The 14,317-nt window shown below is 68.9% G+C and carries 10 protein-coding genes; 9 read left to right on the top strand and 1 reads right to left on the bottom strand.

Annotated elements, in window-relative coordinates; all coding sequences use genetic code 11:
• Positions 1-70: 70 nt before the first annotated feature.
• The 8 genes from ACWF7A_RS28185 (at position 71) to ACWF7A_RS28220 (ending at position 11,976) form a co-directional block, all read left to right on the top strand.
• Positions 71-253, top strand: coding sequence for a hypothetical protein (locus tag ACWF7A_RS28185; RefSeq protein WP_045312139.1), 183 nt, complete (start codon positions 71-73; stop codon positions 251-253).
• Positions 253-690: a hypothetical protein gene (locus ACWF7A_RS28190; protein WP_452253501.1), complete on the top strand. Its 438-nt coding sequence runs from the start codon at positions 253-255 to the stop codon at positions 688-690. The genes ACWF7A_RS28185 and ACWF7A_RS28190 overlap by 1 nt, the downstream gene beginning before the upstream one ends.
• A 22-nt stretch (positions 691-712) precedes the next feature.
• Positions 713-1,675, top strand: a complete 963-nt coding sequence (locus ACWF7A_RS28195; protein WP_452253502.1) for an ABC transporter ATP-binding protein — start codon at positions 713-715, stop codon at positions 1,673-1,675.
• On the top strand, positions 1,675-2,547 hold the full coding sequence (locus ACWF7A_RS28200; RefSeq protein ID WP_452253503.1) for an ABC transporter permease subunit: 873 nt from the start codon (positions 1,675-1,677) through the stop codon (positions 2,545-2,547). The genes ACWF7A_RS28195 and ACWF7A_RS28200 overlap by 1 nt, the downstream gene beginning before the upstream one ends.
• Before the next feature lie 26 nt (positions 2,548-2,573).
• Positions 2,574-6,317, top strand: a complete 3,744-nt coding sequence (locus tag ACWF7A_RS28205) for an ABC transporter ATP-binding protein (protein ID WP_452253504.1) — start codon at positions 2,574-2,576, stop codon at positions 6,315-6,317.
• Between the two features lie 586 nt (positions 6,318-6,903).
• Positions 6,904-7,737 (top strand): hypothetical protein, encoded by an 834-nt coding sequence (locus ACWF7A_RS28210; protein WP_452253505.1) that lies wholly within the window; start codon positions 6,904-6,906, stop codon positions 7,735-7,737.
• A gap of 294 nt (positions 7,738-8,031) precedes the next feature.
• A complete protein-coding gene (locus tag ACWF7A_RS28215) occupies positions 8,032-11,718 on the top strand; it encodes a multifunctional oxoglutarate decarboxylase/oxoglutarate dehydrogenase thiamine pyrophosphate-binding subunit/dihydrolipoyllysine-residue succinyltransferase subunit (RefSeq protein WP_452253506.1) in 3,687 nt (1,228 codons plus the stop codon).
• 78 nt (positions 11,719-11,796) lie between these two features.
• Entirely contained in the window at positions 11,797-11,976 is a 180-nt protein-coding gene (locus tag ACWF7A_RS28220) for a DUF6104 family protein (protein ID WP_030471325.1), read from the top strand.
• Between the two features lies 1 nt (position 11,977).
• Here the strand turns inward: ACWF7A_RS28220 and ACWF7A_RS28225 are convergent, their stop codons facing one another.
• Entirely contained in the window at positions 11,978-12,970 is a 993-nt protein-coding gene (locus tag ACWF7A_RS28225) for an aldo/keto reductase (protein ID WP_452253507.1), read from the bottom strand.
• A 156-nt stretch (positions 12,971-13,126) separates the two neighbouring features.
• Here ACWF7A_RS28225 and ACWF7A_RS28230 point away from each other — a divergent pair, with 156 nt between their 5' ends.
• Complete coding sequence (locus ACWF7A_RS28230; protein ID WP_452253508.1) at positions 13,127-14,290, top strand: S8 family peptidase; 1,164 nt, start codon at positions 13,127-13,129, stop codon at positions 14,288-14,290.
• Positions 14,291-14,317: the final 27 nt, after the last annotated feature.

The following is a 14,317-nucleotide window of genomic DNA, read 5'->3' on the forward strand; positions in this document are numbered from 1 at the left end:
GTTCGCGGTGCGGCGAGCAGGGGGTTCGGCCGATGAAGACGGAGTCGGGTGTCCCTCGAAGGGAGATTCCATGGCTGAACCACAGGGATGGATCCACTGCCACGACCCGTTCGGTCGCGACAGGTCCATGACCGTTCTGGTGGAGAACGACCGGGTTCTGCTCGTCACGCCACCAGGCGAGACCGCTGTGATGTCCGCCACCCAGACGCGCCGGCTGGGCTCTTTGCTCGACCAGGCCACGGCGAAGATGTGATGGACGAGACCCTGCGCGACGCGGTGCTGCAACGCCTGGCACTGCTGGACAAGGTCGCCGAGCACGGTGAGGCCGAGGCGCTGGTTCCGCTGGCCCGCGCGGAGATCCACCGCCTCGCGGACGGCTGGCGGCTGCTCCTGACGGTGCACCAGCCCGACGAGGACGGCCGGTGCAGGGCCTGTCCCGGCTGGCTGCGGCGCCGCCGGTGGCCGTGCCAGATCTGGAACATGGCGCACCAGCACCTGATCGGCGAGGGACTGCCCCATCGCGAGCGGCGGCGGCCGTTGCGCAACCCTTTCACTCGATCAGGTGTCATCGAACTGCCGGAGGAGACACCGGCCGAGATGACCACCGAACTGCCGGTCCTGGCCGACGGTCCACCGGTCGTGCACCGGGCGCCCGTCGTGTCTCGTCCCAAGCACGCCTTGCCGGAGTGACCTTTCAGGCAGGATGGGCCGCATGCATGACGGCAGCGGCCTCATCGCGGTCCAGAACCTGACCAAGCAGTTCGGTCCGGTGGCCGCGGTGCAGAACCTGAGTTTCACCGTGTCACCCGGCAGCGTGACGGGCTTCCTCGGCCCGAACGGCGCGGGCAAGACGACGACCCTGCGGATGTTGCTGGGTCTCGTGAAACCCACGGCCGGCACGGCGACGATCAACGGACGCCCGTTCCACCAGCTCGGCCAGCCCGGCCGCGTGGTGGGCGCGGTGCTGGAGGCGCAGGGGTTCCACCCCGCGCGTTCCGCCCGCAACCATCTGCGCGTGTACGCGGCGGCCATCGGCGTGCCGGACGCTCAGGCCGACCAGGTCATCGGCCTGGTCGGCCTGAGCACCGCGGCCGACCGCAAGGTGGGCGGGTTCTCGCTCGGCATGAAGCAGCGGCTGGCGCTGGCCACCGCGTTGCTCGGCGACCCCCAGGTGCTCGTGCTGGACGAACCGGCGAACGGGCTCGACCCCGAGGGCATCGCGTGGCTGCGGACGTTCCTGCAGTCCTACGCGCGCATGGGGCGCACGGTGCTGATCTCCAGCCACCTGCTGGCGGAGGTCGAGCAGACCGTCGACCAGGTCGTGATCATCTCGCGTGGTCAGACGATGTTCTACGGGCCGTTGGAGCAGTTGCGGCAGTCGCAGCAGAAGCGCGTTCTCGTGCAGCCGTCGGACCACAACGCCCTCGCGAACGCACTGCGTGCTGCGGGCGTGCAGGCCATCGAGCAGCTGCCCGACGGCAGGCTCGCGGTGTCCGGTGTGGACTCCAGGCAGGTCGCCGACACCGCGTTGCAGGCGGGCGTGTCGATCTACGGCATCCAGGAGGAGCAGGTCGACCTCGAGCGACTGTTCTTCCAGCTCACCAGTGGCCAGTACGCCGGGTACGCGCCGGCTCCGCAGAATCCGTATCAGCAGCAGCAGGGTGGTTGGGCCTGATGGGCAACCTCGTACAGGCGGAGCTCCGCAAGACCACGACGACCGGGCTGTGGTGGGGTCTGCTGATCCCGACCGCCGTGCTGGCGCTCGGCTGGGGGCTCGCGACCGGCCTGCTGGGACAGTTCTTCGTGGACCTCGCGTCGAGCAGCGACGTCGACGAGGTGTCGGACTTCATCGGCGTCACGCCGGAGCAGTGGAAGATCTCGCTGTTCGGCATGGCGCGGGCGATCAACATCTCGACGATCTTCCCGATGATCTTCGGTGCGATGGCGATCTCGGGTGAGCTCAGCCGCCGGACGATCACCACCACGTTCCTGACCGCGCCGTCGCGCATGCACGCGTTGCTGGCGAAGATGCTGGTCTACGTCCTGTGGGGCGCGATCTACGGCCTCGCGATCATGCTGTTCCTGGGCATCGGCGTGGTGCTGACGAGCGACTCGGGCCAGCTGCCGGACGCCGGTGGCTGGGTGATGCTGACGCTCGTCTGCGTGCTGTCGTCGATCCTGATGACGATGTTCGGCGTGGGCGTGGGCGCGCTGGTCCCGAACGTCGCGGGGGCGGTCGTGCTCCTGCTGCTGTACTTCGTGGTGATCGAGAACGTGCTGCACGGCGTGCTCGCGTACCTCGAGGTGCCGGCGGTGATCGGCTTCCTGCCGAACGGGTCGATCAACGGGCTGACCGGCTCGGTCGCCGTCGACATGTTCCTGTCCGCGGCGGGGGTCGTGCCGCCGGAGATCGAGGACGTGCTCCGCGCGATCGCCGGTGCCGTCGGGGCGCAGGACTGGTGGCTGTCGGGAATCGTGTTCCTCGGCTGGGCCGGCGTGGTGTTCGCGGGCGGCTGGGCCGCCACCCAGGCCAAGGACATCACCTGACCTGCGGTTCCTGACGTCACAGTTTTATGTCGGACCCCGAACGTACTGTGGGTCCCGTGACGAAGGGCTGGATCCGCCGACTGACCGCGGCGTGCTGGCAGCACCCCCGCCTGGTGGTGCTGTCGCTGCTCGCCGCGGTCGTCGGCGTGGGTCTTCAGGCAGCGGGTCCGTTGCTGCTCAAGACGGCGATCGACGACTCGACGGGCGGCCGCACCGATCGGCTGTGGCCACTGATGGTGGCGTTGATCGTCCTCGAGGTGCTGACCTTCGGGTCCGCGTTCCTGCGCCGCTATCTGGGCGGACGGTTGGCGCTGGGCGTGCAGCACGACCTGCGGCTCGGCGTGTTCTCGGCGGTGCAGCGGCTCGACGGCGCGAAGCAGGACGAGATGCGCACCGGACAGATCGTGTCGCGCTCGATCACCGACCTGCAGCTGGTGCAGTCGCTGCTGATGATGGCGCCGCTGGCCGTGGGCACGGTGGTGTTCGCGCTGGCCGCGCTCGCGGCGATGATCTACCTGTCGATCCCGCTGACGATCATCGCGGTGATCGTGCTGCCGCTGGTGGCGTGGCTCGCCGGGCGCACCCGGCTGACGCTGTTCCCCGCCACGTGGTCGGCGCAGCAGCGGGCCGCCGATCTGGCGCAGCACGTGGAGGAGACCGTCACCGGTGTCCGCGTGGTGAAGGGCTTCGGCCAGGAGGCGCGGGAGGTCGCCCGGCTGGAGAAGCACGCGAAGTTCCTGTTCGCGGAACGGATGCGGGCCGCGCGGCTGTCGTCGAAGCCTCTCGCCACGGTGACGGCGCTGCCGTTGCTCGGCCAGGTCGCGGTGCTGGGCCTGGGCGGCTGGCTGGCGTTGCACGGCCAGGTCACGCTGGGCACGTTCCTGGCGTTCACGACGTACGTGGCGAACCTCGTCGGGCCGACCCGGTTGCTGTCGAGCCTGGTGGTGTCCGCGCAGCTGGCCCGTGCCGGGGTGGAGCGCGTGTACGAGCTGATGGACTCGCAGCCGGACGTGACGGACGGGCCCGGTGAGGTGCCCGACGGCCCGCTCGGGGTGTCGTTCTCCGGCGTGTCCTTCGGTTATGCCCGCAGCGAGCCGGTGCTGCAGGACTTCTCGATCTCGGTCGCGCCGGGCGAGACGCTGGCGCTGGTGGGCACCGCGGGCTCGGGCAAGTCGACGGTGTCGTTGCTGCTGCCCCGTTTCTACGACGTGCACACCGGCTCGGTCCGGGTGGGCGGCGCGGACGTGCGCACGCTGAAGCTGGAGTCGTTGCGCGGCGCGGTGGGCGTGGTGTTCGAGGAGGCCTTCCTCTTCTCCGACACGGTGTTCTCGAACATCGCGTACGGCAGCCCGGACGCCTCCCGCGAGGAGGTCGAGCGTGCCGCGAAGGCCGCCGAGGCCCACGACTTCATCGACGCCCTGCCGCTCGGCTACGACACGGTGGTCGGCGAACGCGGTCTCACGCTGTCCGGCGGCCAGCGCCAGCGCGTCGCCCTGGCCCGCGCCCTGCTCTCCGACCCGCGCATCCTGGTGCTGGACGACGCGACGTCCGCGGTGGACAACGCGACCGAGGCGGCGATCCACGCGACGCTGGCCTCGGTGACGGCCAACCGCACCACGCTCCTGGTGGCGCACAGGCGTTCCACGCTCTCCCTGGCCGACCGCATCGCCGTCCTCGACGCGGGCCGCGTGGTCGACATCGGCACGCACGCCGAGCTCACGGCCCGCTGCGCCCTCTACCGCGACCTGCTGGCGGGCCCCGGCGAGGCGATCGAGTCCGCCGCACCGGTCAAGACCGGCGAGCTGTGGCCGGAGCTGTCGCAGCAGGAGCTGGACGACCGCCTGATCGCCGAGGCGAAGACGTCGACCCCGGCCGCGTCCGGCAGACGCGGCGCCGGTGGTGGCGGCGGAGGCGTCGGCGGCGGCATGGCGGCCCTGGCCGGCGGCCCACCCACTCCCGAGCTGCTGGCCCAGGTCCGTTCCCTGCCCCCGGCCACCGAGGTCCCGGTCCTGCACGGCGAGGACCCGAGGGCACCAGATCCCGCCTTCCGCCTCGCCCGCCTCCTCAAGCCGGTCCGCTGGGCCTTGGGCGGCGTGGCTGCCCTGGTGGTGCTCGACGCCCTGGTGGGCATGGGCATGCCGTCACTGGTGCGCCTGGGCATCGACGGAGGCGTGGTCGGCGGCGCCGAGTCGTCCCTGTGGCAGGCCGTGACGCTCGGCGTGGGCCTGGTGGTCGTCGGCTGGCTGACGACGGCGGGCAGCACGGTCTTCGCCGCCCGCCTGGGCGAACGCCTGCTCTACCTGCTGCGCGTCCGCAGCTACGCCCACCTGCAGCGCCTGGGCCTCGACTACTACGAGCGCGAGATGGCCGGCCGCATCATGACGAGGATGACGACGGACGTCGACGCCCTCTCGACGTTCCTGCAGACAGGCCTGGTCACCGCGGTGATCAGCCTGATCACGGTCGTCGGCATCACCGCGGCCCTGGTGGTCACGGACACCTCGCTGGCCCTGATAGCCCTCTCGGTGCTCCCGATCCTGGCCGCGGCGACGGTGCTCTTCCAACGCCTCTCCTCCACCGCCTACGCGGAAGCCCGCGAACGGGTGAGCGCGGTGAACGCCGACCTCCAGGAGAACGTCTCGGGCCTCCGCGTCTCCCAGGCCTACACAAGAGAACGCCGATCGGCAGAGGCTTTCGCCGAACGCAGCGACGCCTACCGCCGCACCCGCCTGCGGGCCCAGCGCTACATCGCCACGTACTTCCCTTTCGTGGCAATGCTCTCCGGCGTGGCCCAAGCAGTGGTCCTGGCAGTAGGCGCCCACCGCGTGGCGACGGGCAGCCTCACCCCGGGCGTCCTGCTGGCGTTCCTGCTCTACCTGGGCCTGTTCTTCAGCCCGATCCAGCAACTGTCCGGCGTCTTCGACGGCTACCAGCAGGCCAGGGTGGGCCTGCGCAGAATCGGCGACCTGCTCCGCACCCCCACCACGGTCGAGCCCCCAGCCACCCCGACACCGGTCCCGCCCCGCCTGAAGGGCGAGGTGGAGCTGCGCAACGTCAGCTTCACCTACGCAGGCGCGGACACCCCGGCCCTGGACAACGTGACGCTCCACGTCCCCGCAGGCGAAACGGTGGCCCTGGTAGGCGAAACAGGCGCGGGCAAGTCGACCTTGGTCAAACTGATAGCCCGCTTCTACGACGCCACAACAGGCACAGTCCTGGTAGACGGCAGGGACATCAGAACCTACGACCTGAGCGCCTACCGCCAACGCCTGGGCGTAGTCCCCCAAGAGGCACACCTCTTCGGAGGCGACCTGGCCACCAACGTCGCCTACGGCCGCCCAGAAGCAACAGAACAAGAGATCCAGAAGGCGACCGAGGCAGTAGGCGCCCTCCCGATGGTCGCCACCCTCCAGAACGGCTTCCGCCAACCGGTAGGCGAACGAGGCAACCACCTCTCAGCAGGCCAACGCCAACTAGTGGCCCTGGCGAGAGCAGAACTGGTGAACCCTGACCTCCTACTCCTGGACGAGGCGACAGCGGCCCTGGACCCGGCCACAGAGTCCGCAGTCCTGGCAGCCAGCGACCACCTGGCAGGCGCCAGGACCACCTTCGTGGTCGCCCACCGCCTGGCCACAGCAGCAAGGGCAGACCGAATAGTCGTCCTGGCCAACGGCCGAATAATCGAACAGGGCACCCACGCGGACCTCTTATCGGCCAACGGCACCTACGCCCGCCTGTGGCACCACGGCGACACCCCGGAAGCGGCCTGACCCATAGAAAAAGGCTCCAGCGCCAAATCCGAGGGCGGGTCCGAGGGTGAGCAACCCTCCCGAAAGGGAACTGGCGAACCGAGGCGTCACTCCAAACCACCAGGGCAACGCCGAAGGCGAGCCACCTCCACATGGAACGGGCGAAGCCGAAGGCGAGCCACCCTGCCACCAACGGCAATGGCGAAGCCGAGGCGTGCCTACCTCTCCCCGCCAGGCAACCGGCGACAAAGGTGGGCACCGCGCGATTGGGGCTTGACCTTGAGGGGCTGGATGCGACCGTGGCAGGGATCGGCTGGGTTCTTATGCCCAGCTTTTAAAGGTCCGATATGGCATCCAGCTAGAGGCTCAAGGTCAAGCCCCAATCGCGATCGTCGCGAAGCGGCGATGCCCCGCACCGCCACGTCACGACCCACGCAACCACCCACACAAGGCGACACAACGCACGGCAGGCGACCACCCCGCTGGAACCGCCACCAACCCAACTCAAGCCGACCACCGCACAGGCCCCACGCCACCTGGCCCCACGCCACCTGGCCCCACCCCACCTGGCCCCACGCCGCCGCGCCCCCACCAGACCGGAGCCCACATGCGCCCCAAAGTCCTCTACGTCTCCAACCTGGCCTACCCGGCCAAAGGCCGCCGCTACTGCGACGAGGACATCTACCTGACCTCACATCTGAGAAAACACTTCGACCTGGCCATCTGCCATCCAGAAGACGCCACCGCCCTGATGCCCCCGCACGACACGGTCGTGGTCCGCAACAGCGGCCCGACAGCCGACTACGAACTGGCCTACCAAGCCTTCCGAGCAGAGGCCAAAGCCACGAACCAACGCGTCTACAACCCGCTGACGGGCAAGGGCGACATGGCCGGCAAGCAGTACATGGTCGACCTGACCACCGAGGGCTACCCGGTCATCCCCACGGTCGACCAGGCGGCGAACCTGGACCGCCTCCCCCACGCGACCGAGTACGTCGTGAAGCCCAAGGCAGGCGCCGACTCCCACGGCCTGGAGTTCGTCCCGGCTGAAAACCTCCACACCAACCTCGGCGACAAGGCTCGCGACAACGAGCAGGTCCTCGTCCAGCCCAAGGTCGATTTCCAGTACGAGGTCTCGTTCTACTTCGTGGACCACGACCTCCAGTACGCCCTGTACGCCCCGGACCCGGCACAGAGATGGGACCTGACCCACTACGAGCCCACCCAAAAAGACCGAGATTTCGCGCAGCGGTTCATCGACTGGAACGACCTGGACCACGGCATCCAGCGCGTCGACGCGTGCCGCACCCAGCAGGGCGACCTGCTGCTGGTCGAACTGGAGGACCTGAACCCGTACCTCAGCCTGGACCGGACGACCGACGAGGCCAGGACGAGCTTCACCGCGGCGATGGCCGCGTCGATCCTGAGTTCACTGGACTGAACAAGATCAATCCGCAGAGCCGCGATGTTGTACCTATCGTGAACTGATCAGTGCGCTCGGTGCGTATGCCCGTCCAACAGCTCAGCGAGCATTACCCGATCGGGAGGCGACGTAGTGAGACGCACATCAAGAACTGCTCAACTGCGGGTGACGACGGGCCCGTCCTGATCGATCCTGTGACCGAGCACTCCTTGCCATGTGCCTCCAGCGTGTGAAGGCCCGGGCATGGGGGACTAACCTGGCTACCGCATGAGTCAACACCAAGAGCGAGATGGATAGAGGCGAGCGACAGCCGTGTCCAGCAGCAGTCCTGCGTCACAGTTCGGGCCGAACGAATGGCTCGTCGAGGAGATGTACGAGCAGTTCCTCGCGGACCCGTCATCGGTAGACCCGGCATGGCACGACTTCTTTGCCGACTACAAGCGTGCGGGTGCCAACGGTAGCGCCGCCACGGCCAGCGCGGGTGGCTCCACCACGACCGCGACCGTGACGCCGCCGGCTGCCGACAACGGCAAGCCCGCGCCCGCGGCGGCACCCAAGCCGGCCGCCGCCGCGCCGAAGCCCGCGGCCACGCTGCCGCAGACCGGCAAGCCGGCGCCGCAGCAGGCAGCGAAGGCAGCCCCGGTCAAGCCGAGCGCGCAGCCCGAGCAGAAGCAGTTGCGCGGCGCCTCCGCCGCGATCGCGAAGAACATGGAGCTGTCGCTCACCGTTCCGACCGCGACCAGCGTGCGCGCCGTGCCCGCGAAGCTGCTGGCCGACAACCGCATCGTCATCAACAACCACCTGAAGCGGACGCGCGGCGGGAAGGTCTCCTTCACGCACGTGATCGGCTACGCGGTCGTGCGGGCGCTGCAGGCGTTCCCGAACATGAACCGCCACTACGCCGAGGTCGACGGCAAGCCGTTCGTCGTCACGCCGGAGCACGTCAACTTCGGTCTGGCGATCGACCTGCCCGGCAAGGACGGCAGCCGCACGCTGGTCGTCGCGTCGGTCAAGGGCTGCGAGAACATGACGTTCACGCAGTTCTGGCAGGCCTACGAGGACCTGATCCGCAAGGCCCGCGGCGGCTCGCTGACGGCGGACGACTTCTCCGGCACCACGATCTCGCTGACCAACCCCGGCACGATCGGCACGAACCACTCGGTGCCGCGTCTGCAGGCCGGTCAGGGCGCGATCATCGGCGTCGGCGCCATGGAGTACCCCGCGCACTTCCAGGGCACCAGTGAGCAGGCGCTCACGGACATGGGCGTCAGCAAGATCATCACGCTGACCTCCACGTACGACCACCGCATCATCCAGGGCGCGGAGTCGGGCGAGTTCCTCAAGCGCGTCCACCAGCTGCTGCTGGGCGAGGACGGCTTCTACGACGACATCTTCGCGTCGCTGCGGCTGCCCTACGAGCCCATCCGCTGGGTCGCGGACATCCCCGAGGGCGCCGTCGACAAGACCGCCCGCGTCATCGAGCTGATCGACGCGTTCCGCACTCGCGGTCACCTGATGGCCGACACGGACCCGCTGAACTACCGCCAGCGCTCCCACGCCGACCTGGACGTGCTCAGCCACGGCCTGACGCTGTGGGACCTGGACCGCGAGTTCCCGGTCGGCGGCTTCGCCGGCAAGGAGCGGATGAAGCTCCGCGACATCCTGGGCGTGCTGCGCAACTCGTACTGCCGCACCGTCGGCGTCGAGTACATGCACATCCTCGAGCCCGAAGAGCGCCAGTGGATCCAGGAGCGCGTCGAGGTCCCGCACGAGAAGCCGCCGGCCACCGTGCAGAAGTACATCCTCAGCAAGCTCAACGCGGCTGAGGCCTTCGAGACGTTCCTGCAGACGAAGTACGTCGGCCAGAAGCGCTTCTCGCTCGAGGGCGGCGAGACCGTCATCCCGCTGCTCGACGCGGTGCTCGACAAGGCCGCCGAGCACGAGCTCGACGAGGTCGTCATCGGCATGCCGCACCGCGGCCGCCTCAACGTCCTCGCGAACATCGTCGGCAAGCCGATCTCGCAGATCTTCCGCGAGTTCGAGGGCAACCTCGACCCCGGTCAGGCGCACGGCTCCGGCGACGTGAAGTACCACCTCGGCGCCGAGGGCAAGTACTTCCGCATGTTCGGCGACGGCGAGACGAAGGTGTCGCTGACGGCGAACCCGTCGCACCTCGAAGCGGTCGACCCGGTGCTCGAGGGCATCGTGCGCGCCAAGCAGGACCTGATCGACAAGGGCGGCGACTTCTTCCCCGTCCTGCCGGTCGCCATGCACGGTGACGCGGCTTTCGCCGGTCAGGGTGTCGTCGCCGAGACGCTGAACCTGGCGCTGGTCCGCGGTTACCGCACCGGTGGCACGGTCCACATCGTCGTGAACAACCAGGTCGGCTTCACCACCGCGCCGGAGAACTCGCGGTCCTCGAAGTACTCGACCGACGTCGCGAAGATGATCGGCTCGCCGGTCTTCCACGTGAACGGCGACGACCCCGAGGCCTGCTACTGGGTCGCGAAGCTGGCCGTCGAGTACCGCCAGGCGTTCGCCAAGGACGTCGTGATCGACATGGTCTGCTACCGCCGCCGCGGCCACAACGAGGGCGACGACCCCTCGATGACGCAGCCGGCGATGTACGACGTGATCGACCAGAAGCGCTCGGTGCGCAAGACCTACACCGAGTCCCTGATCGGCCGCGGCGACATCACGGTCGAAGAGGCCGAGAAGGCACTGCAGGACTTCTCCAGCCAGCTGGAGCACGTCTTCAACGAGGTCCGCGAGCTCGAGAAGCACCCCGTGACGGTCAGCCCGTCCGTGGAGGCCGAGCAGCAGATCCCGGCGAAGCTGCCCACGGGCATCACCCGCGAGGTGCTGGAGCACATCGCGGACGCCCACGTGAACCTGCCGGAGGGCTTCACGCCGCACGCGCGCGTCAAGCCGGTGCTCGACCGCCGCGCCAAGATGGCGCGCGAGGGTGGCATCGACTGGGCGTTCGCCGAGCTCCTCGCGTTCGGTTCGCTCGCGATCGAGGGCCGCAACGTCCGCCTGGCCGGTCAGGACTCGCGCCGCGGCACGTTCGTGCAGCGCCACGCGACCCTGATCGACCGCAAGACCGGCGCGGAGCACACGCCGCTGCAGCACCTGTCCGAGGACCAGGGCAAGTTCATGGTCTACGACTCGGTGCTGTCGGAGTTCGCGGCCGTCGGCTTCGAGTACGGCTACTCGGTGGCGAACCCGCAGGCGCTGGTGCTGTGGGAGGCGCAGTTCGGTGACTTCGTCAACGGCGCGCAGCCGATCATCGACGAGTTCATCTCGTCCGGTGAAGCCAAGTGGGGTCAGCGTTCCGACGTCGTGATCCTGCTGCCGCACGGCCACGAGGGCCAGGGCCCCGACCACACGTCGGGCCGCATCGAGCGCTGGCTGCAGCTGTGCGCCGAGGGCTCGATGACCGTCGCGGTGCCGTCGACTCCGGCGAACTACTTCCACCTGCTGCGTCGCCACGCCCTCGACGGCGTCGACCGGCCGCTGATCGTGTTCACGCCGAAGTCCATGCTGCGCCTCAAGGCCGCGGTGTCCGGGACGGACGAGTTCATCAACGACCGCTTCCACTCGGTCATGGACGACCCGACCATCAAGGACCCGAACGCGGTCACGAAGGTCCTGCTGTGCAGCGGCAAGATCTCCTACGAGCTGCACGCCGAGCGCGAGAAGCGCGGCGGCGGCGACGTGGCGATCGTGCGCGTCGAGCAGCTCTACCCGGTCCCGGCCCGCAAGCTGACCGAGACCCTGGAGCGCTACCCGAACGCGAAGGACGTCCGCTGGGTGCAGGAGGAGCCGGCGAACCAGGGTGCCTGGCCGTTCTACGGTCTGGCCCTGCCGGAGCTGCTGCCCGAGCACCTCGGCACCGTCCGCCGCGTGTCGCGCCGCCCGATGGCCGCCCCGTCGGCCGGTTCGAGCAAGGTGCACGAGGTCGAGCAGCGCGAGATCATCACCCGCGCGTTCGAGTAAGTCCCGCATGACGCGAACGAGCCGCCGGATCCACTGGGTCCGGCGGCTCGTTTTCTAAGCCCTCACAGGAGTTTTCGCATGTACCACACCGATCGCGGCATCGAGGAGCTCGAGAAGCGGCGCGGCGAGGAGGAGGTCACGTTCGCGTGGCTCGCCGACAAGCTGCGGGAGTTCGTCGACGCCAACCCCGACTTCGAGACGCCGATCGAGCGCTTCGCCACGTTCCTGGCGCGCGACGACGACGACTTCGAGGACTGACCTACCAGGCGTAGGCCTCCGGCGCCGGCTTCGACCCGTTCGGCCCCGGCGCCGGGAACAGCTCGTCGAGCTTCGCCAGCACCTCGGTGTCGAGCTTCAGCTCGGCCGCCCGCAGCGAGTTGTCGAGCTGCTCGATGGTGCGCGGCCCGATGATCGGCGCGGTCACCCCGTCCTGGTGCAGCAACCAGGCCAGCCCGACGTTGGCCGGGTCCTCCCCGATCTCGGCGCACAGCTTCTCGTAGGCCTCGATCTGGTCGCGGCTCTTCTCCAACGCGTCGGCGGAACGCCCTGAGGCCGAACGGGAAACGCCACCCTCGCGCTGCTTGCGCAGCACACCGCCCAGCAACCCGCCGTGCAGCGGCGACCACGGGATCACGCCGAGGCCGTAGTGCTTGGCCGCCGGCAGCACCTCCAGCTCGGCCCAGCGGGTCATCAGGTTGTAGATCGACTGCTCGGACACCAGGCCGAGGAACCCTCGGGTGCGCGCGGCCTCGGCTGCCTGGGCGATGTGCCAGCCCGCGAAGTTGGACGAGCCGAAGTAGATGACCTTGCCCTGCTGGCGCAGCACCGAGAAGGCTTCCCAGATCTCGTCCCACGGCGTGTCCCGGTCGACGTGGTGCATCTGGTACAGGTCGATGTAATCGGTCTGGAGGCGCTTCAACGACGCGTCCGCGGCGCGGCGGATGTTCAGCGCCGACAGCTTGGTCTCGTTCGGCCAGTCGCCCATGCTGCCGTAGAGCTTGGTGGCGACGACGGTCCGCTCGCGGCGGGTGCCGCCCTGGGCGAACCAGTTGCCGATGATGGTCTCGGTGACGCCCTCGCCCTTCTTCCAGCCGTAGACGTTGGCCGTGTCGAAGAAGTTCAGGCCGTGCTCGTGGGCGCGATCCATGATCGCGTGGCTGTCGGCCTCGGAGGTCTCGGGACCGAAGTTCATCGTGCCGAGGCACAGGCGGGAGACGGACAGGCCGCTGCGACCGAGGTTGGTGTACTCCATACCCCCACCCTGCCTCGCGGCGCGGCATTGTGCCACGTGGAGCTGCTCCAGCTCGCCACAGATTTGACAGTATTCGTCGCCAAATTTTCTGCCCTGTCATTTCACCCGCTCGTGAAGTTACGTTTCATCGCGTTCGCCCCTTGCCTGGAGGACCCGATGAGAATCAAGATCTGCATTGCGGCCGCATTGTTCGTCGCCGTTCTCCCCACCCCTGCCGCCCATGCGGAAAAAGACGTCGTCGGCACCGGCGACGCCGTGGCGAACAGCTACATCGTCGTGCTGAAGGACGGCGCCAAGGCCTCCCCGCAGGCTCTGCTGAGCAGGTACGAGGGCAGGATCAAGCGCAGCTACAAGGCCGCGATCAGCGGTTTCTCCGTGCACGAGATGTCCGAGAAGCAGGCGAGGCGGCTCGCGGCCGATCCGAGCGTCGCCTACGTCCAGCGCAACCTCAGGATGCGCAGCCAGGACACGCAACGCGGCCCGGTCTGGGGCCTCGACCGCATCGACCAACGCGCTCTCCCGCTCGACAACGGCTACACCTATCCGGCCGGCGCGGCGCAGAACGTGCACGCCTACGTCATCGACTCGGGAATTCGGACCACGCATTCCGAGTTCGGCGGACGCGCGTCGAACGGCTACGACTTCATCGACGACGACCCGGTCGCGGACGACTGCAACGGGCACGGCACGCACGTCGCGAGCACCCTCGCGAGCAGGACGTTCGGCGTCGCGAAGCGAGCCCAGGTCGTCGGCGTCAAGGTGCTGGCCTGCAACGGTTACGCCGACGCGGACAGCGTGCTCGCCGGCATCGAGTGGGTCACCGCGAACGGGGTGCGCCCCGCGGTGGTCAACATGAGCCTCGGCGCCGAGGGCCAGAACCCGGCCGAGGAGGACGCCGTCCGCCGCTCGATCGCGGCCGGGTTCACCTACGTGCTGGCGGCGGGCAACTCCGGCAGGGACGCGTGCGGCTTCACCCCGGCCCGCACACCGGAGGCGATCACCGTCGGCGCCACGAGCTCCAACGACGCCCGCGCGGTCTACCCGAGGTGGTCGTCGAACTTCGGGCCGTGCGTCGACATCTGGGCTCCCGGCGGCGACGTCCAGGCCGCGTCGCGCAACGGCGACTTCGCCTCCGAGGTCCGGGGCGGCACGTCGATGGCGTCCCCGCACGTGGCCGGTGCGGCCGCGTTGTACCTCGGCGCGAACCCCGGCGCGACGAACCAGCAGGTCCGCGACGCCCTCGTGAACGGCGCGAGCACGCCGAACCTGCGCGACCTCCAGGCCGGATCCCCCAACAGGCTGCTGCGCGTCGGGAACTGAACCCGGCGCACAGTCGTGGGAGTAGCG

The sequence above is a fragment of the Lentzea sp. NPDC055074 genome, from assembly GCF_053608005.1.

What these genes read in the sequence shown, in the direction of transcription:
- ACWF7A_RS28185 (WP_045312139.1), top strand. Translation starts at nt 71, where the DNA reads ATGGCTGAACCACAGGGATGGATCCACTGCCACGACCCGTTCGGTCGC.
- ACWF7A_RS28190 (WP_452253501.1), top strand. Translation starts at nt 253, where the DNA reads ATGGACGAGACCCTGCGCGACGCGGTGCTGCAACGCCTGGCACTGCTG.
- ACWF7A_RS28195 (WP_452253502.1), top strand. Translation starts at nt 713, where the DNA reads ATGCATGACGGCAGCGGCCTCATCGCGGTCCAGAACCTGACCAAGCAG.
- ACWF7A_RS28200 (WP_452253503.1), top strand. Translation starts at nt 1,675, where the DNA reads ATGGGCAACCTCGTACAGGCGGAGCTCCGCAAGACCACGACGACCGGG.
- ACWF7A_RS28205 (WP_452253504.1), top strand. Translation starts at nt 2,574, where the DNA reads ATGTCGGACCCCGAACGTACTGTGGGTCCCGTGACGAAGGGCTGGATC.
- ACWF7A_RS28210 (WP_452253505.1), top strand. Translation starts at nt 6,904, where the DNA reads ATGCGCCCCAAAGTCCTCTACGTCTCCAACCTGGCCTACCCGGCCAAA.
- ACWF7A_RS28220 (WP_030471325.1), top strand. Translation starts at nt 11,797, where the DNA reads ATGTACCACACCGATCGCGGCATCGAGGAGCTCGAGAAGCGGCGCGGC.
- ACWF7A_RS28225 (WP_452253507.1), bottom strand. Translation starts at nt 12,970, where the DNA reads ATGGAGTACACCAACCTCGGTCGCAGCGGCCTGTCCGTCTCCCGCCTG.
- ACWF7A_RS28230 (WP_452253508.1), top strand. Translation starts at nt 13,127, where the DNA reads ATGAGAATCAAGATCTGCATTGCGGCCGCATTGTTCGTCGCCGTTCTC.